The sequence below is a fragment of the Pseudoalteromonas sp. R86517 genome, assembly GCF_042466295.1.
In the GTDB taxonomy this organism is placed as follows: domain Bacteria; phylum Pseudomonadota; class Gammaproteobacteria; order Enterobacterales; family Alteromonadaceae; genus Pseudoalteromonas; species Pseudoalteromonas atlantica.
The window spans coordinates 417630-439981 of record NZ_JAXHCB010000003.1 but is presented as its reverse complement, the minus strand read 5'-3'; the positions used below and the strand labels follow the sequence as shown (position 1 = coordinate 439981).

Annotated in this window: 14 protein-coding genes; 7 read left to right on the top strand and 7 right to left on the bottom strand. The window is 39.8% G+C overall.

The annotated features are described in order from the left end of the window. Positions 1–1244: 1244 nt before the first annotated feature. Positions 1245–2123 (bottom strand): TPR end-of-group domain-containing protein, encoded by an 879-nt coding sequence (locus SJY38_RS18640; RefSeq protein ID WP_024032988.1) that lies wholly within the window; start codon positions 2121–2123, stop codon positions 1245–1247. Positions 2124–2781: 658 nt separating this feature from the next. Here SJY38_RS18640 and katG point away from each other — a divergent pair. Then, a complete protein-coding gene (gene katG, locus SJY38_RS18635; RefSeq protein WP_377110555.1) occupies positions 2782–4962 on the top strand; it encodes a catalase/peroxidase HPI in 2181 nt (726 codons plus the stop codon). 1008 nt (positions 4963–5970) lie between these two features. Here the strand turns inward: katG and SJY38_RS18630 are convergent. The 4 genes from SJY38_RS18630 to SJY38_RS18615 form a co-directional block, all read right to left on the bottom strand. Further along, positions 5971–7572 carry an ABC-F family ATPase gene (locus SJY38_RS18630; RefSeq protein WP_377110554.1) on the bottom strand — a complete coding sequence of 534 codons (1602 nt, stop codon included), beginning with the start codon at positions 7570–7572 and terminating at the stop codon, positions 5971–5973. Positions 7573–7758: 186 nt separating this feature from the next. Then, complete coding sequence (locus SJY38_RS18625; protein ID WP_096043021.1) at positions 7759–8493, bottom strand: ABC transporter substrate-binding protein; 735 nt, start codon at positions 8491–8493, stop codon at positions 7759–7761. 177 nt (positions 8494–8670) lie between these two features. Then, on the bottom strand, positions 8671–9423 hold the full coding sequence (locus SJY38_RS18620) for an ABC transporter substrate-binding protein (protein ID WP_273609873.1): 753 nt from the start codon (positions 9421–9423) through the stop codon (positions 8671–8673). Then, positions 9420–10157: an ABC transporter substrate-binding protein gene (locus SJY38_RS18615; RefSeq protein WP_024032982.1), complete on the bottom strand. Its 738-nt coding sequence runs from the start codon at positions 10155–10157 to the stop codon at positions 9420–9422. The genes SJY38_RS18620 and SJY38_RS18615 overlap by 4 nt, the downstream gene beginning before the upstream one ends. A gap of 285 nt (positions 10158–10442) precedes the next feature. On the opposite strand from SJY38_RS18615, the gene SJY38_RS18610 reads away from it, so the two are divergent. From SJY38_RS18610 to SJY38_RS18590, 5 genes are all read left to right on the top strand, one after another. After that, positions 10443–11042 (top strand): class I SAM-dependent methyltransferase, encoded by a 600-nt coding sequence (locus SJY38_RS18610; RefSeq protein ID WP_377110552.1) that lies wholly within the window; start codon positions 10443–10445, stop codon positions 11040–11042. Then, on the top strand, positions 11039–12574 hold the full coding sequence (locus tag SJY38_RS18605; RefSeq protein ID WP_377110550.1) for a S24 family peptidase: 1536 nt from the start codon (positions 11039–11041) through the stop codon (positions 12572–12574). Before SJY38_RS18610 ends, SJY38_RS18605 begins: the two co-directional genes overlap by 4 nt. A gap of 563 nt (positions 12575–13137) precedes the next feature. Next, the gene (locus SJY38_RS18600) at positions 13138–14364 is read left to right on the top strand and encodes an ABC-three component system protein (RefSeq protein ID WP_377110548.1); all 1227 of its coding nucleotides are present in this window, start codon (positions 13138–13140) and stop codon (positions 14362–14364) included. Positions 14365–14366: 2 nt separating this feature from the next. Then, the gene (locus SJY38_RS18595) at positions 14367–14876 is read left to right on the top strand and encodes an ABC-three component system middle component 4 (protein WP_149592743.1); all 510 of its coding nucleotides are present in this window, start codon (positions 14367–14369) and stop codon (positions 14874–14876) included. Next, positions 14876–16849, top strand: a complete 1974-nt coding sequence (locus tag SJY38_RS18590) for a hypothetical protein (protein WP_377110546.1) — start codon at positions 14876–14878, stop codon at positions 16847–16849. The genes SJY38_RS18595 and SJY38_RS18590 overlap by 1 nt, the downstream gene beginning before the upstream one ends. A gap of 1 nt (position 16850) precedes the next feature. Here the strand turns inward: SJY38_RS18590 and SJY38_RS18585 are convergent, their stop codons facing one another. Next, positions 16851–17528 carry a hypothetical protein gene (locus tag SJY38_RS18585; RefSeq protein WP_377110544.1) on the bottom strand — a complete coding sequence of 226 codons (678 nt, stop codon included), beginning with the start codon at positions 17526–17528 and terminating at the stop codon, positions 16851–16853. Between the two features lie 80 nt (positions 17529–17608). After that, entirely contained in the window at positions 17609–20743 is a 3135-nt protein-coding gene (locus SJY38_RS18580) for a DUF3427 domain-containing protein (protein ID WP_377110542.1), read from the bottom strand. Between the two features lie 616 nt (positions 20744–21359). On the opposite strand from SJY38_RS18580, the gene SJY38_RS18575 reads away from it, so the two are divergent. Further along, positions 21360–22235, top strand: coding sequence for a nuclease-related domain-containing protein (locus tag SJY38_RS18575; RefSeq protein WP_289076361.1), 876 nt, complete (start codon positions 21360–21362; stop codon positions 22233–22235). Positions 22236–22352 lie beyond the last annotated feature (117 nt).

Here is a 22352-nt window from a genome sequence, read left to right as displayed (position 1 = left end):
TTGCTCAGGGGGATGCGTATTTTCTCATTAATTGCCCCACAGAGGGCATTTTGCGCTACACAGAGAAAATAGGCATTGGTGAGTTACTTCTTTGTGGTGAGATAATCATTTTTAAGACGTGTCTACAGAATAGGGTTTATCGTGTAGCAGCGAGTTTACCTCGCGTTTTATATTGAATTTTTCGCGGCATAAAGCCGCTGCTACTCATTAATTTCACCACAGAGGGCACAGAGGCGCTTCGCGCTACACAGAGAAAACACAGGTATTGGTGATTTATTTCTCCAGTTTTTCTCCTGCACTCCTCCTTCATTTCTCGGTGGTGACATAATCACTTTTAAACGAAAGCATAGGCTAACCACGTAGCAGCGAGTTTACCTCGCGTTTTATATTGAATTTTTTCGCGGCATAAAGCCGCTGCTACTCATTAATTTCACCACAGAGGACACAGAGACACAGAGGAAACAATGGGGGTTGGTGAGTAATTTCTCCTGCTCTCCTCCTTCATTTCTCGGTGGTGACATAATCACTTTTAAACGAAAGCATGAGCTAACTACGTAGCAGCGAGTTTACCTCGCGTTTTATATTAAACTTTTTCGCGGCATAAAGCCGCTGCTACTCATTAATTTCACCACAGAGGACACAGAGGCGCTTCGCGCTACACAGAGAAAGCACAGGTATTGGTGATTTATTTCTTCAGTTTTTCTCCTGCTCTCCTCCTTTACTTCTCGGTGGTCACTAACCACGTAGCAGCGAGTTTACCTCGCGTTTTATATTAAACTTTTTCGCGGCATAAAGCCGCTGCTACTCATTAATTTCACCACAGAGGACACAGAGACACAGAGGAAACAATGGGGGTTGGTGAGTAATTTCTCCTGTTCTCCTCCTTCACTTCTCGGTGGTGACATAATCACTATTAAACGAAATCATGAGCTAACCACGTAGCAGCGAGTTTACCTCGCGTTTTATATTGAATTTTTTCGCGGCATAAAGCCGCTGCTACTCATTAATTTCACCACAGAGGACACATAGACACAGAGGAAACAATGGGGGGTGGTGAGTAATTTCTCCTGTTCTCCTGCTTCTCTTCTCGGTGGTGTGATAATCACTTTTAAACGAAAGCATGAGCTAACCACGTAGCAGCGAGTTTACCTCGCGTTTTATATTGAATTTTTTTCGCGGCATAAAGCCGCTGCTACTGCTATTGTGGGCTTCGCACTTTACGGCAATAACGCGCCTACAAAACTCTAGCTTCCCGCTACTATGGTATTAAAGCTGTCGTTGTCGTGTAGGCTGGCAAATGCACTTTCGTGTAGTAGCTCATTACGTAAGTTTGGCGAGTATTCAAGAGCCATTTTTATATCGGCTAATGCATCGGCATGTTTGTGTGTAAGTGCATACGCACACGCACGCTGCCAGTAGGCATAGCCGTAGTCGCTATCTATATCAATGGCTTGGTTACATAACTCAATGGCTTTAGCTGTTTCGTTTAGCTCTAATAATGCATCGGCTTTATAGGCAATGGCTTCTACATCTTCTGGCTTACGTTTTAAAATTTCGTCAAATATTTCAATTTTGTTTGCAAAGTCGCTTTCTAGGTTTGCGCGCATCCATAACGAGTGCACCTCGTTAGTGACCGATATACGCTCTTGGTTACTGAGTATTTCTTCTGAGCGTACACGCAGTTTTTCTTCAAGAATTTTTAAGCGATCTTCGTACTCGTCAGTGATCACACTGACACGCGTATTTACTATGTCTTCTACTTTATTTTTAACATCGCGCAGCGAGTTCCAGCCTACTAAAACCAAAATAGAGGCCGTAGCAGTAATAATAAAAAACACGTTATTAATAGTGTCGGTGGTGTAAATAAGCGCTCTGTCGGCGGTGTCTAATTGGGCGTGTGTAACTTGTTTTGTTACATCTTCGCGTAATTGTTGTTGGTCTTGGCGAACGGCTTTTAACTCATCAAGAATATAGCGTTCTAAAAGCGGTTTATACATGGGCTCATTTAATTGCGCTAACGCTTGTTGCTGTTGCTCTTCTGTTGGTGCAGCAGATTCTTGGGCATTAACAGTATTTAAAAGCGAAACAAAACAAACAAATAGAATAGTTATATAAAAACGCATGGGTACGCCTAGTTAATTATTAGTGACTAATCGCACTTTAACATGCAAGGCTTATTGGCACTAGGGCGTGTTGGCTTTGAACATTAAACAAGTTAACAAAATCATACAACTGTTCACATAGCCTCAAAGGATTCTAAATTCTAGGCAAAAAAAAGCCAGCCCAATGTGGGCTGGCAAAACTGCTTAAAACAACAATAAATTGTCGCAGGGAAATAACAGGAGTGAGTGGTCATAATAATCAAGTTAATCTGAACATTTACTTAATTATTCAAAATAGATTTCAATAAGTTATAAAGTAAAGGTGCATTGGGCTTAGTAATGCACCTTTATAAACAACTTTAATTTCATGGTGAAGGGGGGTATTCCAATGTGCGCTTAATTAAAAGCCACTTTCAAACCCTTCACATACCATTACGCGTTATCTATTTAATCCGATCACACTAATTGTGGTGTTTAAACTGTATTCATTAAACCAATGGTTTCAATCGATTTAATTCAAGTTAATACGCTGGCGAATGTAATATTAGGGGTCTATATTGTTTGAGCAGTAAATAAAAATTATGCACAAAATTAATACACCTTAGCGTGTTACTTTAAATGTAAGCGCTGGGGCTTGAGTAAAATAGTTAAACTCTTCATTTAAAGTAAGGAGCTGAAAATGAGCAGCACTAAATCGGGTCAATGTCCCGTAATGCACGGTAGTAACTCAGTTATTTCTAAAGTAAACACAGATTGGTGGCCAAATACTCTAAATTTAGACATTCTTCATCAGCACGACACAAAATCAAACCCCTACGGCACAGACTTTGACTACGCCGAAGCATTCAAATCTCTCGATTTAGACGCAGTAAAAGCAGACCTAAAAGCCTTTATGACCGATAGCCAAGATTGGTGGCCTGCCGATTGGGGTCATTACGGCGGCTTAATGATCCGTATGGCATGGCACTCTGCGGGTACGTACCGATTATCAGATGGCCGTGGTGGCGCAAGCACCGGCAACCAGCGTTTTTCGCCGCTAAATTCGTGGCCAGACAACGCAAGCCTAGATAAAGCACGCCGCCTATTGTGGCCAATCAAGAAAAAATACGGTAACAAACTATCGTGGGCCGACCTATTTATTTTAGCCGGTAACATGGCATACGAATCAATGGGCTTAAAAATTTATGGCTTTGCCGGTGGCCGTGAAGACATTTGGCATCCAGAAAAAGACATTTACTGGGGCGCAGAAAAAGAATGGCTAGCACCGAGTGATGAGCGTTACTACAACGTAGAAAAACCCGACACCATGGAAAACCCATTAGCTGCGGTACAAATGGGCTTAATTTACGTAAACCCAGAAGGCGTTAATGGTATACCCGATCCGCAAAAAACCGCGCAGCACGTACGTGAAACATTCGCTCGCATGGCAATGAACGACGAAGAAACCGCAGCGCTTACTGTAGGCGGTCACACGGTAGGTAAAACCCACGGTAACGGTAAAGCTGAGCACTTAGGCCCAGAGCCAGAAGCGGCCGACGTACACGAGCAAGGCCTAGGCTGGAACAGCACTAAAGAAGGCGGCTTTGGTCGCAATACCGTAACGTCGGGCCTAGAAGGCGCGTGGACTACCCACCCAACAAAATGGGATAACGGCTACTGCCACTTACTATTAAACTACGAGTGGGAACTAACTAAAAGCCCAGCAGGCGCGCACCAATGGGAGCCTGTAAATATTAAAGAAGAAGACAAGCCGGTAGATGTAGAAGACCCATCAATTCGTTTAAACCCAATGATGACCGACGCCGATATGGCCATGAAGGTAGACCCAATCTACCGTAAAATTATTGAACGTTTTAACAACGACTTTGAGTATTTTTCTGATGTGTTTGCCCGCGCGTGGTTTAAACTTACGCACCGCGACTTAGGTCCTAAAGCGTGTTACTTAGGTAAAGATGTACCAAGCGAAGACCTAATTTGGCAAGACCCAATTCCAGCGGTTGACTACACCCTATCTGATGATGAAATTAGCGAGCTAAAAGCACAAATTCTTGATTGTGGCGTAAGCGCAACTGATTTAATTACTACAGCGTGGGATAGCGCACGTACGTACCGTGGCTCAGACCGCCGTGGTGGTGCAAATGGCGCGCGTATTCGCTTAGCTCCGCAAAAAGATTGGCAAGGTAATGAGCCAGAGCGCCTAGCAAGCGTACTTAGCGCCCTTGAAAAATTTAAAGCAGGTTTAGCTAAGCCTATCAGTATTGCAGATTTAATCGTATTAGGTGGCACAGCAGCTGTAGAGCAAGCTGCAAAACAAGCTGGTGTTGATGTAACAGTACCGTTTGCGCCAGGGCGCGGCGATGCAACCGACGAAATGACCGATGCCGAGTCGTTCGAACCATTAGAGCCAGTACACGACGGCTTTAGAAACTACCTTAAAGGCGACTTTAGCGTATCGCCAGAAGAGCTACTTTTAGAGCGTAGCCAGTTAATGGGCCTAACAGCACCAGAAATGACCGTACTGTTTGGCGGAATGCGCGTGTTAGGCACAAACTACGCAGGCAGCAAACACGGCGTATTTACCGACAATGTAGGTGCGCTTTCTACCGACTTTTTTGTAAACTTAACCGACATGGCCAATAACTGGAAACCGTCTGAGCCAGGTGTTTACAACATTGTTGAACGTAAAACAGGCACCATAAAATGGACTGCAACACGTATAGATTTAGTGTTTGGTTCAAACTCTATATTACGTGCACTAAGCGAATTTTACGCACAAGACGACAACAACGAACGTTTTGTAAATGATTTCGTAAATGCATGGGTAAAAGTAATGAACGCCGACAGATTTGATCTTAAATAAATCAAAATTATAGGCACAAAGGGGAGCAACATAGCTCCCCTTTTTATTATCTAAATTTTAGTTCGTGGCCTGTAGGCACCAAGCTTGTTCAGGGTTGATGTACAGCTTTTCATTAATTGTAAATTAAATACCACCACCGAGGACACAGAGGCGCTTCGCGCTACACAGAGAAAACACGGGGATTGGTTAATCGCTTCTTCTGCTCTTCTCCTTCACTTCTCGGTGGTGACATAATCACTTTTAAACAAAAGCAATGTGCGCCTAAAAACTATGAACTAACCACGTAGCAGGAGTTTACCTCGCGTTTGGTATTAAATTTTTTCGCGGCATAAAGCCGCTGCTACTCATTAATTCAACCACAGACGGGGATTGGTTAATCACTTCTTCTGTACTTCTCGGTGGTTAATTTGGCTTGTAAGCGCGAAGCTTGTTCATACGAAAGGCAAAGCATCTCATTATTCAAACGATGTATTGCACAAAGAGAAAAAATGAGGAGAAAATGAGGAGTGAAAGTTGTAGGCGCGAAGCTTGCTCGCGCAAGTTGCTAGTTGCTTCTCTAAAGCGAAGCGCCTCTACACCTCTTTGTGATTGTATTGGTTTAATATTTACGCGCTATCGCTCGTTACGCCAAAAAGCTGCGGGTCTACAAGGTAAGGTATAGCTCCGGTGTTAGTGTTAACATTGTGGGCTCCGGGCTTGCTCAGGGTTGATGTGCTGCTACTCATTAATTGTAAATTAAATACCACCACCGAGGACATAAATGCGCTTCGCGCTACACAGAGAAAACACGGTGATTGGTGAGCCATTTCTCCTTCACTTCTCTGTGGCGACATAATCACTGTTAAACAAAAACAATGCACACCCGCATATTCAAACACCCACAAAAAAAGGCGCTAAACAGCACCTTTTTAAAATGATTTAGGCTTTATTTTTAGTTTTTGAAACCTAAAAGCTTAAACCTAAAAACTTATACCTAAAACAGACGCGATATAAAATCGCTGCTACAACTTAAGCGATTTTTTTCTCTTCTATGCTTGCTAGGTATTCGTCAAACGTACCTTGAAAATCAATGACCTGCTTGTCTTTAATATCAATAATACGTGTTGCTAAAGACGATACAAACTCGCGGTCGTGGCTTACAAAAATAAGCGTGCCCGCAAAGTCTTTAAGCGCATTGTTTAGCGCTTCAATGGCTTCCATATCCATGTGGTTGGTTGGCTCGTCCATTACAAGTACGTTTACGTCTTGCATCATTAACTTACCAAACAACAAACGGTTTTTTTCACCACCTGAACAGTTACGCGCTTTTTTGTTTGAATCGTCAGCGGTAAACAACAAACGCCCTAACATGCCGCGTACCATTAAATCGTTATGCTTGGCTGTACGCCATTGCGACATCCAATCAAATAACGTTAAATCGTTATCAAAATCTTTTGTGCTGTCTTGCGGGCAGTAGCCAAAGCTTGCGTTTTCTGACCACTTAATTTCGCCTTCATTACTTTTAAGCTCGTCTACTAAACAGCGTAAAAAGGTGGTTTTACCCACACCGTTTTCGCCAATAACCGCAAGCTTAGCGCCTGCTTCTAGTAAAAAGTCGCCGCCGCTAAATAATGTTTCGCCATCAAAACCGTGGCCAAGTTTATTAACTTCAAGCGCTTGGCGGTACATTTTTTTGCCTTCGTCAAAACTTAATGATGGGCTCATACGGCTTGACGCTTTTACTTCATCAAGCTTAATTTTATCCATTTTTTTAGCACGCGAACTGGCTTGTTTAGCTTTAGAGGCGTTAGCACCAAAACGGTTAACAAAGTCTTGAAGCTCGTCAATCTCAGCGCTTTTTTTAGCGTTTTCGGCTAATAATTGCTCGCGCTGTAAGCCTGCGGCTTCTAAAAACTTTTCGTAGTTACCTGGGTAAATACGCAGCTCGCCGTAATCAATGTCGGCCATGTGAGTACATACCGAGTTTAAAAAGTGGCGGTCATGGGAAATAATAATCATGGTGCATTTACGTTTATTAAGCTCATTAGCAAGCCACGTAATGGTATGAATATCCAAGTTATTGGTTGGCTCATCAAGTAGCAGTATGTCAGGGTTTGCAAACAGCGCCTGCGCTAAAAGCACACGTAATTTCCAACCTGGGGCAACGTTTGCCATTAACCCATAATGAAACTCTTTATCTATACCCGCTTCTAATAGTATTTCTTCAGCGCGGCTTTCGGCTGTGTAACCGTCCATTTCGGCAAAAACGCTTTCAAGGTCGGCCACTTTCATGCCGTCTTCTTCGCTCATTTCGGGTAATGAGTAAATACGGTCGCGCTCTTGCTTTACTTTCCAAAGCTCTACGTCGCCCATAATTACGGCATCTACAACGCTGTATTGTTCAAACGCAAATTGGTCTTGGCTTAGGTTACCTACTTTAAGCCCCGGTGTAATCGACACATTACCCGCACTTGGCACAAGCGCACCGCTTAAAATTTTCATGAAGGTCGACTTACCACAGCCGTTAGCGCCAATTAAACCGTAACGGTTACCGTTACCAAATTTAGCTGAAATGTTTTCAAACAACGGCTCTGCGCCAAACTGCATCGTAATATTTGCGGTGGAGATCAAAAAGTTAGTCCTAGAATGAGTACTGACAGGGGCCAACTGCAGCAAAACGCCACAAACAAGACCAAGCAATAGGGTAAATTAGCTGGCGAATTATACAGATCCCCCCATGGTAATGAAAGGTAAAAGATACATACCTAAAATGGCAGCACGCTGTGCTATGAATCTATATAAGTGTAAAACCGAGGGTTAATAGGGTTTATAAATGCGCTCTATGGCCGCTTTATTATTTTTAATAAGGCGATTAATTACAGCTACTTCGTCAAGCGTGACCGACTGTTTACTCATCATAAAATGTACGCCATTAACATTAATAGCTGGCGCCGTTTTTACCGGCAAAATAGTGTTGTAGCGCTTAGCAAAATATTTTGCGACAACAGAGTCGTCAATCACGTAGTCAACTCGCTTTTTGTTAAGCATACCAAAGCGCGTATTTGCATCCGCGGTAAGTACTATTTGGTTGGGGTAGTGTTTTCTTATTTTTTCAAACTCAGCGCCAAAAAAGCTGCCTCTGTTAACGCCAACAATAAAGCCACGTTCAAAAAGCGCCGCCAAATTAATTACATCTTTGGCGTTTTCATGCTTATAAAGCAGCATAACTTCATCGCGATATACATCAGTAAAATAAGAGTATTCGGCGCGCTCTTTTGTATAACTTGCCGCAAAGGTAATATCAATATGGCCTGTTTTTAGCTCTTGCTGAACCCGCGATAAGCTCGGAAAATAAACCCACTCAATACAAAAAGGCGAATCGTTAAAAACAGCGTTAACCGTATCTACCTCTGCGCCTACAAAGGCATTGCCTTGTTTAATTAAATAGGGCGCCCAGTTGGTTTCGTTGGTGCCCATTTTTAACGTTTTAGTGCATGCCAGCACATTAAATTGCGCAACCAAAAATATAAACGCTAACAGAAACATCTTCATAAAACGTCCTTTTATACCAATCCGCATAATTAAGTGATCTATTTTGAGGATGGATAAACGTGTTGATAGCAAGGCAAAAAATTCGCTATTTAGTTGTTCTAAATGAGAATTTTTTAACGCAGATAGCGACACATTTAGCCCCTGAAAATGATTAAGTATTAATGTGGGTTGGTATTATTACTTAAATAACGCCTTAAGCGCCGCTTTATTTTTTACAATATGCGCATTAATAGTGTTAACTTCTTCTAAAGAAATCGTTTTTTTGCTCATCATAAAATGCACATTATTTACGTTAATAGGCGCTACTTGCTCAACGGGTAAAATAGCCGTGTATTTATTAGCAAAATGGTGCGCCACTAACGAATCGTCTACTACAAAATCTACCCGCTTTTTATTTAATAAAGCAAAGCGTTTATCGGCATCGCTGGTAAGTACTATTTGCTTGTTATATTTATCGCTTAACGTTTTAAACGTGTGCCCTAAAAAGCTGCCGCGATTAACGCCGGCTGTTAAGCCTTTTTTAAATAACTGCTCTAATGAACTAATATTTGCCGAGCCAGCATGTTTATACAACAACATTACTTCTTCGCGATAAGGCAAACTAAAGTGGGCATAAGCTTGGCGCTCACGGGTTTTACTTGCTGCAAACATTAAATCTACACGGCCGTGTTTTAGCTCTTCTAAGGCGCGTAAGGAGTTAGGTAACAACGTAAAATTTATACAAAAAGGGGAGTCTTTAAAAATGGTTTTAATTATATCTATTTCAACCCCCGTTAACGTATTGTTTTTTAGTACCACATACGGCGGCCAGTAGCGCTCGTTAGTGCCTACATTAATTGTTTTATCGCATGCTTGGGCTTTAGCGCTAAATAACCCCAAACACGTTACCCACATCAATAAAAACACACGCGTACAGCTCAAAACATTCATTCAAACAGCGCCTTAAGTGCTGCTTTATTTTTAGTTATATGCGCGTTAATAATTTTAACCTCATCGGGCGTTACTGTTCTTTTGCTCAGCATTAAGTGTATTTGGTCTTTATTAATAGCGGGTACGGTAGGCGCTTTCATTAAGCTGTTACCACGCTTACTTAAATAATTGCCTACTAGCTCGTCTTCTATTGCGTAATCTATACGCTGTTTATTAAGCATTTCAAAGCGCTTACTGGTTGCGCTGGTGTATTCTATTTGTTTTTTATGGCTTTTTTTATACTGCTCAAACTCTTCGCCATAATAACTACCAAAGTTAGCGCCTATGGTTAAACCTTGGTTAAAAATATCAGCTAAGTTTTTAACCTTGTGTTGATTGTTTTTGTTTTCGTATAAACGCATTACCTCGGTGCGGTAGGCCTTTGTAAAATGAGCATATTTAGCGCGCTCACTGGTGTAACTTGCCGCCCAGCCTATGTCTATTCGGCCATGGCGCAGCTCGGTAAAAGCCCGTTTAGAATTAGGCAGCATTTTTATTTCAAAACAAAAAGGCGAGTCTTTAAAAATAATAGTTAACGCATCCACCTCTTTACCCTGTAACTGGCCGCTAATGCCCATTACATACGGCGGCCAAAAAGCATCATGTGCGCCAACGCTAAGCGTTCTTTCGCAGGCAAACACACCCCAAGAGGTACTAAACAACACACACAATAATAAGGTTATTAATTTATTCATTAAGACTCTGAGGTAAGCTTTTTTTGTACGTTATTAAAACAGTATAACCTAGCAAAATAATATAATGGTGAAGGAATCATTAAAGTTGTAAAAAAATGTATCTAAAAAGGAGAGGGTTAAGGCTTTAAGGAGATAATTATTGCTAAATTCAATACAAACAGCGTATTAAGCTAAAAAAACCTACTTATAAGTTCTTTAATTTATCGGCTTGTTCCTGTAGATTAAACAAGTATGAATGCAGCATTAACGTTGCAAACTCGCAAAAGCCAAGGAGCGGTATAAGCAGTGCCCAATACCACACTAAATTATTATAACCAACATGCACAAACCTTTAGCGACTCAACGATTAATGTTGATATGTCGGCGCTTTACCGTGAGTTTTTACCTTATGTTGTCCAAAATGGCCATGTGCTAGATGCAGGTTGTGGCTCAGCTCGCGATGCTGCCTATTTTAAAGGCCAAGGTTTTAATGTGTCGGCTTTTGATGCAAGCCCAGCGCTTGCTGCGCTTGCAAGCAGTTACTTACAACAACTGGTCGAGGTTAAAACCTTTCATGAGCTTGAGTGTGTTAATAAATACGATGGCATTTGGTGCTGCGCTAGTTTGTTACATGTGCCAAAGGCCGAGCTTCCTCAAGTATTTTTAAACCTGCAAAATGCACTCAAACCCAATGGCGTTTTATATGTATCGTTTAAATATGGCACGCAAGAGCGTGTACATAATGGCCGTGAGTTCACCGATTTAACCGAGCAGTTATTAAGTAATTTGCTAAATCAACACACGCAATTAAGAATAATTAAGCACTGGCAAAGTGTTGATCAGCGTCCAGGGCGCGAAAGCGAAGTATGGCTAAATGCCATAATAAAGGCTGCTCCCATTTTATGATTAGCGCAATGCAGCAACAGCTCGACTTTATAGCGTACATACAACGCATGCTGGTTGAGGGCGATTTTAGCGCTACCTACAAGTTTGCACTTTTACACGCTATTGCCGATGTATGCGTAGAGCAACCGCTGTTATCTGAGCAAAGTGAATTAGTAATAGAGCTACCAACCCTTGCCGATAAACTCATTACCTTATACTGGCATCATGCAATGCCGTTTTCGTCAGAGCACACCGGCGAAAGCGCCTTACTTAAGCAAAATACAGGCGCGCAATCAAAAGTAATTAGCGTATTGTTTGAATGCCAGCAAAACAATATACGTAACTTTCGCCAGCTTAAGCAAAGCCCGTTTTATAAGCCCACGTTTAATGCTGCTATGGCAACACTAAAATCAGGGCCGCTTTGGCGCTTACAAATTCTCGCCAAACAAGAAGAATGCTTTTTATACCCACATACAAACAGCACTCAATTTATTACGTTAAATGCAGGTATAGCTAGCTGCTTTAGGCGCTTTTATGACCTAGTTGTATACTTGGCTAAAAATGCATGGCTTCAAAAAATTCAAAGTATAAAGCACAACCAAGCCCTTATTGGCCCGCAAAGTCAGCTGCAAGAGTTTTTATTTGGGGTAGACCGTAATGCACTTACCAAGGCAAAGCCTGTTTTAGTAGAGCTGCAATCAAACACCTGTTTTTATTGCCAAAAGCCAATGAAAAACGATGTTGAGGTTGATCACTTTATACCGTTTGCCCGCTATGCAAACGATCTTGGCCATAATTTTGTGGCCGCGCACCGCAAATGTAATAACAACAAACGCGACTTTTTAGCCGCACAGCAGCACCGTGAACGCTGGCAAAACCAAAATTTGGTCGTTAATAGCCAAACTATTAGTAATGAGCTAAGTGCCTATTTTCATTGCGATGCCGATAAATCTCTCGCTGTAAGCAATTGGGCTTACCAAGTAGCGCAAGCAAACAGCGCTAAATTATGGATTGCCAATAAAGACTATTTCGAACAAGCAAAACCAACTGCAGAATTGTTTACGTTTCCAAATGCACCACAGCCTGAGCTAAATCAAGTTGCTGAACCTGCCATTAGTTTAAAATCAGTTGATGAAGCATTAAAGCTACCGTACTTCCCTAATATTAAAGTTGCCTGTGGGCATTTTAAAACTGGCGATAGCAGCGATGTTGAATATTTAGACGCGCCACTTGGCGCGGGCAAGCTTGACCCAAACGTACACTTTTTAGCACGTGCTTCGGGTAACTCTATGAATGGCGGTAAACACCCAATACTTGATGGCGACTTATTGTTACTTGAGCTTATAACTTCCGATAGAGCCGGATCACTTCGCGGCCAAATTGTCGCTATAGAGCGAGATGATATAAGCGGAGACGGGCAGTATTTACTGCGCAAAGTTAATAAATTACCAAACGGGCAATATGAGCTAATCGCTCAAAACCCTGATTACGAAGTAATGATTGCTGATGAAAGCATGCGAACGTTCGCACGCTTTAAACAAGTGGTTGTGTAGTCGCGATTTTATATCGCGCTATTACTTATAGGCGCAGAGCTTGCTCGCGCGAAAAGCGCAGCTTTTAAATTTGTAGGACGTGCCGTAGGCGTGAGCTTACCTCGCGCTTTGAAAGTGTAGAAACAGGCTTGAGTCGTGATTTTTACATGATTTTGGGAAAAGGGATTTAATAACCTCTATTCGAGGTTTATGCCAGATTGCTGGCGACAACCAAAGGGTGCATACCGCCGTCCACCCTTTGGAATCCCACGGCGCGCCCGAGGATCACACTGTATCTTCAACTTACGTTAATGATGTGAACGTAAGCAGCGTAGATAGGCCATCCATGGCCAAGCTACGCTTTGTACAGCATCCATGCTGTAAATTACTCATCATTACGATCGTTTCAGGTGTGATCACGGGGGATTGGCGTGTGATGGTAGATTAAAGGTTATGAATATAGGCAGTAATATATTCCATACTTTTTATGATTTTAATTTTTCAATGGCTAGATTGTTACTATTCAAAGCAACATTAGCTACTTATTTAAGGATGGTAATGACAAATGTCTAAAGGAAAAATTTATGCAGGATGAAAACTTCACATTTTATGAATCAAAAGAGTCATGTAAGAATTTAATTTTGTTTATTCATGGCTTTACTGGTGATTCAGAAACAACATGGGTGAATGCCAACGGTAAATCTTTTGCTTCTCTTTTATTAGAAGATGATTATATCAAAGAAAATTTTGATATTGCCTCATATAGTTACTTTACAACACTGCTAAACCTTTTCGCTGACGCGAAAGTAAAGCTCCGTCGTTTAAAAGCCATAATAAGAAGAGTCACACATAAAAAGGAAAAAAACTTGGACATCGATGAGTTGTCTAATAACTTATCAACTCATATACGTTTTACGTTAAAACAATATGACAACATCTATATTGTGGCTCATAGCATGGGAGGATTAATTACAAAAAACTTAATCAATAACGATATCTCTAAAAGTGGTACTACTTGTGTTAGGTTATTTGTTTCTTTAGCTGTACCTCATCAGGGGTCTGAGCTGGCTGTGTATGGCAAATTAATAAGTAGTAACCTTCAAATACAGAACTTAAATCCAGTTCAGCAATTTATTAATGATTTGAACCAAAATTGGGTTAATTTAGATGAAAAACCTACTACTAAATACTTGTATGGTACTTACGACGAGGTAGTGACAAAGCATAGTGCAGTTGCAGTTGATAAAATTGAAAAAGATGTGGTGTCGGTACCTGATGACCATAACTCTATTTCTAAACCAGAGAATTCAACTTCGGTTGTTTGCAATATTGTAAAAAATTTTATAATTGAAGAGCATACACATACTAAGCTATATGAAGTTGGTCGTCAGTCGTTATCAGATTGCACTCAATATGAAGAAGAGATTTTTGTACTTAAAATGCTTGTCGCGGATATTGCAAAACACTCTAGAGATAATGCGAAAGAGTTATTCTTTAATGCTGAATATATGCGTAAGTTACTTAGTTCAAAATACGATCAAAAGTATCTCACAGAGATGATAGAGAATATACGTGAACTCTATAAAGATTGTTATGATATGTATCTGGCTGATGGGAATATGAATTCAGGTCAACTCTTATCAGAGGTACATAGCAGGATATCTGCTCAAGACTCGACACTACTGAAAAGCTTTATACCAGCATTAAGATTGTATCATAAAAAAGGCATGTTACATCAGATGGCTAATAATCAAGAGCTTGATATTTGGTGGTGTAAAGAACAGAGTTTAAATCCTAAAACAGGTAATTAATAATGAAATTACCCTTTATAAATCCAGAAAATGACTTAAATCTAAATCTTGCAATTTTGATTATCATAGTTAGAACTTTAAGTCACACAAAACGACAAACTTTGAAGTTAAATAATGAACGTCTACATATTTATTATTTCTTGGTAAAAAACCCTGTAAAGCTTAATAAAGTGATGGAAATATTGGGCAAAGCAAAGGTGCTACTTAGTGAACGAAATTCATATTCTATAGCTTCTATTTCTGCAAATTTAGATCCATTGTTTGATAGAGAAGGGTTGAAATCATTATTAACAATTCTTACGGCTCAAAGTTTAGTAAAAGTAGAGTATAAAAAAAATGATGGTTTTTTCTATCAGTTAACAGCTAAGGGTTATGAGCTTTCAGATTTATTTACTGAAAACTACTTCAAAGAAGTAGCACTTAACTGCAACAAACTAAAACAAACATTGAGCTTAAGTCAAAGCAGTTTAAACAATATACTAGGGCAAATAATGAGAATGGACGCATTTTAATGGCAAGTAATATTTTAATTAATCAGGTTATAGTCGTTGGTAGGAATAAAAATTATCAAGTTAATTTCAACCCTGGTGTGAATATAATTTACGGGGATTCAGCGACAGGAAAATCAAGCATACTTAATATAATTGATTACTTATTAGGTGGAAAAAAGTTTAAATCTTATCCTGAAATTGAGTTAGCAGGAAGGTACGCAGCGTTAGATGTAACACTTAATGAAGATAGGTATACAATCAAACGTGATCTTTTTAATCCAAATCGAGTGGTTGAAGTATATCCTTGTGCGTATGATAAAATAGGTGAATATGCAGCTACAAACTACTTACCAAATTTCAGTCCGAATACAGAATATCCTGAGGCGGGATTTTACTCAGACTTTTTGTTAGACGCCTTGAATTTTAGTAGGGTAAAACTTAAAGAAGCACCAACTAAAGATGACTCCAAACAAGTTAGAATGAGCTTTAGAGATCTTTTTAAGTATAGTTATATCAACCAAGATGTTTTAGGTAGTGAAAAGTTTCTCAAGTCTGATAATTGGGCTGTACAAACAAAAAATAAAGAAGTATTTAAATACATTTTTAACGCCTTAGACAGTAACATTAGTAATTTAGAAGGGCTTATTTCTGAGAAAACTAATCAAAAAAATAAGCTAGATAAAACATTCAAAACTGTTTCTGAATTTTTACGAGATGCAGAATTTGGCACGCTTACGACACTAGATGATGAAATAGACGCTGTAGATGCCGAAATACTGAATATTAGTAAAGAAATAGCTAAATTGAATGAAACACAAGCAGAAGATCCTGAAATATATCAAGCCTTAAGAACTGAATTGGCAAATTTAGCAATGGAACGTAGAGTTATTAATGCAGATATGCAGGAACACCAATTAAAGATCGAACGGTTTACCCGACTAAAAAATGATTATTTAAATGATATTAGTAAATATAAAGCGTCTGTTTCAGCGAAAAAGATTATTGGTGAGGTTGAGCAAGAGATTGAATTATGTCCTGTTTGCGATAATACTTTTGAAGTTACCGTTGCTAGAGAAAATTTTGAAATAATTGCTAATGAGAAAATATATAGTGAAATAAATCTTCTCAAAAGAAGAGCTAAAGAAACGGAAAGTATTGCAAACAAAGCAAAGTTTGATTGGGAAAACTGTCAATTAAAATTAAAAGAGATAGAAGCTGCTGAGAAAGAAGCGTACATACTTCAAGAAAAAAACACGGCAGTTACCCCCAAAATTGCTGAAAGAGATATATTTGTTTCAACACTTGGAGAATTAAATCAGCGCCGCAAAGAGCTCGTTTCAAGATTAAAGGTAAGAAATAAGCATAATAATTTATCAATATCGAAAGAGTCTATTGAAAAAAGTATTATAAGTTTACAAGAACAACTAGAGGAACTACGTAAAAGTACACCAACAATGACAGAAATTCTAGAAAGTTTAGCTGATAGCTTGCAGTCTTATCTTCGCTTTATTCGCATAAAGTCACCTAAAGGAGTGAGCTTTGACAAAAAAACTTTTTATCCAAGAGTCCGAGATATAGAATATTCTGATATTACATCTGGTGGTTTAAGAACCATAGTAGGAATTGGTTATATGTGTTCATTGATGGAAGAAGCTTTAAATAATAAGATCAATTACCCATCATTTTTAATGATTGATACTGTTGGTAAGTATTTAGGTAAAACTAAAGAGCAAAAATATAAAGAAGTAAGTAATCTTGATGCTGATCGAAGTGAAGCCGTATCAGATCCAGCTAAATATAAAAATATATATGATTTCATAATTGGATTGGCCGAAAAGTATGAAATTAATAATAAAACTTGTCAATTTATCTTAGTTGATAATGATGTCCCTGAGCATATTGTAAATGACTTAAAAGGTTTTATCGTTGCCCACTACAACTCAGAACGATTAAATGGTTTGCCGGTAGGTTTTATTGATGATGCTGATTATTAAATTAATTATAGAAGCTGTTGTACAATAAATTATGGCTAATAAGTCCATTTGAGCCTAATGCTTTAACCAATTCGCTATACTCATTTCGATAAAAGTTAACTAATGGGTTGGGTTTCCCTGTTTCTAAGTTAGTTAACTTGTCATAATTCTCAAGAAGATCTTTTAATAAGAAAAGATCTTTTTCAATGTATTTAATGATTTTATAATCGTCACTACTAGTGTCACTGCATGCTTCATATAGAAATTTGAAATCGAGGTTTTTATTATAATCTGCACCACCCAAGATAATTTTATGTAAAGAAAGAGTTTTTTCTTTGAATCTATTTTCATTGTAGTTTTTGTTAAGACGTTCAGTAACTTTTTGAATTACTTTATAAGTATCATCTTTTTGTTGTTGGTTGGAAATAAGTGAAAGTTGCTGCTCATTAGCATTTGCTACACGTGTAAACTCTTTTCTTGTTTCTTTTAGTTCTGTATTTTGTAAGACAATTGTCATTAATAAACAAATAAATGATAGAAAGGCAAAAATGGGATTTAATGTTCCTCCCATAAAATCACCAAAAGCTCCCCATTGCTCAATCGGTGAATCTGGTGAGAAGCCGAATTGAGCAATTATACTACATAATACAGATATCATTATTACAAAGGCGGCAATAGCAAGGCCACGGAAATTTTTCATTTGTTATTCCTTAAAATAAATATTTGAAATTAGCTTTAATCAAAGTTTTAGCTTGTCACCCAACCGCTAACTTCCCTGCCTCATGCCTCATGCCACATTTCACTTGGCATGGGGCTGGTTAACTCCCACGTTATATTCATCGGCTGGCTGCCATTATGGCTTTGGTATTTAACCTCGCCGTAGTTTACAAATCCCATGGTTCGGCCGTTTTCATCTTTGCCTTGTTCGCGCACAAATAACAGGATAGTTTTGCCTGTTTGTTGATGCTCAATATAACTTAGGCCGCGGCCGTGTTCTGGGCGGGCGCTATTTTGCGTTTGCCAATGAAACAGAGTAGGGCTGATTGCGTAGTCGTGATATAGCGTAGTGGGCGAGTAGGTTTTTTCGCACTTGTTGAGTGTTACAAATAACAGCTCTAGGTTTTGATCATTGAATACAAGAACACCCTCACGAGCAGATGACTGTTGCTCAAACGTGTGTGCGCCAAATGCTGCGAGTATTTGTTGGCGTGTGTAGCGGCTGTGTAATTTTATTGCGTGGTTTGGTAGGCAGGCTAAATCGCTTTCTTGTTGGTGAATGCGGTTTATTAAAAGCGCGATTACTTGGGCAAGTTCGTGTTGTAGCGCTTTATGTTTAAGGCCTTGTAAGCTTTGCTCAAGCGTTTTAAAACCTAAACTTGTGCCTGTGCTATCCCAAAAGTTGTAATGCGCCATAAGCGCGTACAGTTGGTTTTGTGGTGTTAGGGTAAAGCTAAAGTCGTTTTTACATAAGTCACGTAAAAAGCATAAATAACTGAGCGAGTCGCAGACGAGTAATTGAGTGTTTATAGCACGGTAATACGCGGCGTAAATATCGGCTTGTTTTGCGGGTATTTCATCGCCTTTTAACCAGTGCCAGCCGCCGAGCCTACCGGCTTTGGGTTTGTATATATCTTCTAGTGTGACTTGTGGGTTTATGCGTAAAAAATTACTGAGCGTTAGCGTGTCATTAGTATGTTGCGAATAGCTATTTATCAGCTGCTGTAAACGGCGTTTAGAGTTTATGGCTTGCTGAATATTTTTTAATATTGTTTGTTGTGTGCGCTTTTGTAGCTCTATGCGGCAACCCAGTGGTAAGTGCGGGAAGTTGTTTTCAATCTCGGTTTTTATTGGTTGGTTACTTTTACCAATTAGCGCGCGAAATTTACTGGCAAAGTCATATTCTGGGCGAGCATTACCTACAAAGTCGAGCACCGTACAGCATTGCTTATGGCTGTTTTCAGGTAGGCGCAGGCCACGGCCAAGTTGCTGCAAAAACAGCGTTAGGCTTTCAGTTGGGCGTAAAAATAACAGAGTATCGACCTCTGGAATATCGACCCCTTCGTTAAAAATATCAACCACGCAAAGTATTTGTATTTCGCCTTGGCGTAGTGCTTGCTGTTTAGCCGCGCGCTCACTGGTATTTTTGCTGGTCAGTACATCGGCGTTTATGCCTGCTAAGTTAAATTTAGAGGCCATAAACTCCGCGTGTTTTTGGCTTACGCAAAATGCCAACGCTTTAATATTGTGAACATTAGTCACTATATCAGCAAGACTGGATATAATTTTGTTAGCGCGGTTGTTTTCCCCTGTATAAAGGTTACTTAGCTCGGTTATATCGTAACGGCCGCCGCGCCATGTTATTTGGCTTAAGTCGGTGTCGTCATCCAATCCAAAGTATTGAAATGGGCATAAATGGCGTTGATTGATTGCCTGTGGCAAGCGAATTTCGGCGGCTATTACACCGCAAAAGTCATCGAGTATATTGGCACCATCTTGTCGCTCTGGTGTAGCGGTTAAGCCAAGTAATATAGTGGGCGCAAAGTGATTTAATATAGCGCGATAACTCGCTGCGCTTACGTGGTGTACTTCGTCTATTACTATGTAGTCGTAGTAATCATGCGTTAAATTAAGCGATCCAATTTGGATGTTTAATGTTTGTATTGATGCAAATAACTGGTTGTAGCGCTGCGGTTTGTAGTTACCTACCCACAGCTCACCAAAGTCGTTATTTTTAAGCACGCCACGGTAAGCGCTTTGCGCTTGTTTTAGTATTTCTTCTCGGTGGGCTACAAACAAAAAGTGTGCGTTTGGGTTTTTATCGTAAACAGTTTTAAAGTCGAACGCCGATATAATGGTTTTACCCGTGCCTGTTGCGGCTACCACTAGGTTTTTAAAGCGATTATGCACGCTACGTTCAACGCTTAGTTTTTCTAAAATAGCTAGCTGGTGTGTTTTTGGTGTTATATCAAAATAAAACTGGCTGCTTGATTGCCCAACACCGCGTTGCTCATTAAGAGAATTTATTAGCTTTTCTTTACATTCAGCTTTGCCTGTAAATAGCTCGAAATCTGGCGATTGCCAGTAGGTTTCAAACGTGCTTTTGGTTTTGGCTATTATGTGTGGGATTTCTTGCGCTGTAATTTTTAAGTTCCACTCTAGGCCGCTGGTAAGCGCTGAATGCGATAAATTAGACGAACCAATATACCCAGTATGAAAACCCGTGTTACGCATAAATAAGTAAGATTTAGCGTGTAGGCGTTCTTGCTGATTGTTGTAACTTAGCTTTACCTCGGTGTTTGGTAGATTTGCTAAAAACTCAACGGCTTTAGCATCCGTTGCACCCATGTACGAAGTAGTAATTACTTTGAGTTTATTACCGCTTTTGGTAAAGGCTTCAAGCTCATTTTTAAAAATGCGCAGCCCCGTCCATTTTATAAATGAGACAAGCCAGTAAATAGTGTCGGACGATTTAATCTCGCGCTTTAGCTCGGTTTCGAGTGATATCCCCGCATTTGCACCGCTAAATAATTCGCTTTGGGTAAGGCCTGTTAGCGGAAAAATATCGCTTGAATAATCTTTAAGATTTGCAGCAATGGGGTTTTGGGTATTAAACAACGCGGTGAGTATTCTGCCTTGGCTGTCGATAAGGTTTTCGTTAATTAGCTCGTCATCACGAATATGATCTTTAAGCCAAAGAACAAGGCTATTAGCTAGGCTAATTTGCTCTTGCAAACGCTCGCCCGAGTTGGGAATGGCATTTATTGCATGCTCAACAAGCTTGCCCAAAAAGCGTGAAAGCCATGTTGCGGCCTCTGCCGATTCTAGTTGGCGTTCGCCCACATAAAATTGATCACGATTTAAATTTTGCTCAATTACTTGCGTAATTAACTGCTCGTAAATACCAATTTGCTGCATTAAAACCACTCCCTGTTTGCGTGCAGTTAGTTTACTTAAAAGTGCATTGTAAACAAGCATTAACTCATTATTGAATTGAAGGCTGATGCTTAGGCCACTCCCCCGTGATCACACCCGAAATTGAATTAGTGATGAGTAATAGCAGCGCATGGATGCGCGTTAAGTGATGCTTACACACGGACGTGTTTCATCGCGTTTACGTTCATATCATTAATTTAAATTGAGGAGATAGTTTGATCCTCGGGGCGCCGAGAGATTCCAAAGAGAAGTCGGCGGTTACTTCTCTTTGGTTGCCATCGCCAACGCGATATTTATGAACTGTTTGTATTATTTCAAAAGCTCTGCTTTTAGCGCGAGCAAGCTTCGCGCTTACGCCGAGTTTTAACAGAACACTTTGATATAACCTGTTGACGCGCAACTTGTTGGCGTTTTAAAAGCAGGGCTTTTACGGTGTTAATTTATTAAGTAACGAGAAGCTACGCTTCTAACGTGAGCAAGCTCTACGTCTACAGGTGTTTAGGTGAAATTTGTTGAATAGATTGTACGGAGTTTGAATAATGCGACATGTACCTGTTTTTAAGGTATAACGTAAACATTGTGATTATAGGAACCCATCATGGATGATTTATTAAACCAAGGTTTAAGCCTTTTAGTTATTGTAGGTAGTGTTTATTCCTTATTAGGCGTTTTGTTTCTCAAAATATGGCTTCATCAAAAAAATGCCAAACTACCTGTAGATCGTAAAAAGCTTAAACGTGTTGCTGCACAAACACTTAGTGAGCAAGTAAATGACAAGATTGTTGATGTAATAGGGCTTATCTTTTTATCTGCGTTGATCGTTACAATGCCTTTTGCCATTAAAGGGATTGCTGAAGTATTTGCCAGCGGTGAGTTAAATTACTTTTTGGTTATTTTAATTGCTTTGGGTTTAGTTTATGTAGCAAGAAAGCTGTGGGTTAAATCAAACCTTTTGATAAAGCTTAAACTTGGACGAGATGCGGAGCTTGCCGTTGCCTCGGAGCTTATAGAGTTACAGTCACATGGATACCAAGTGTTTCATGATATACAAGCAGATGGGTTTAATATTGATCACCTAGTGGTAGGGCCAAATGGTATTTTTGCTATTGAAACAAAGGGCAGGCATAAACGAATAAAAGACGATACAAATTACAAAGTTAAATTTGAGAAAAATCGTTTAGCGTTTCCCTCTTGGTTTGAAAGTAAGCCGTTAGAGCAAGCCCAAAATCAGGCTAATTGGGTGAATAGATGGCTGCAAGAGGCAACGGGCTTCAATACTCAAGTTTTGCCAATTCTATGCTTTCCTGGTTGGTTTGTAGAGCGAAAGCAAAGACCAGAATTTCCTATTGTTTCTCATAAACAATTAGTTAAAACGATTCTATCAATGCGGCAAGTTAGCTTAAGCCAAGAACAGCAACGTGCTATTTGCTATCAAGTGATTCAGCGATCACTGCATGAAAGTAAAGCAATGTAAAAGCCTAGCTTTTTTAGCGTCAGCAAGCTTAACGCCTACGGTGGGAATAGGTTAAAGGCGCTAGGGGTTAGTCTGAATTTATAGCCCGTTGCTCGCGGCTCGTTACCCATAGCTTAC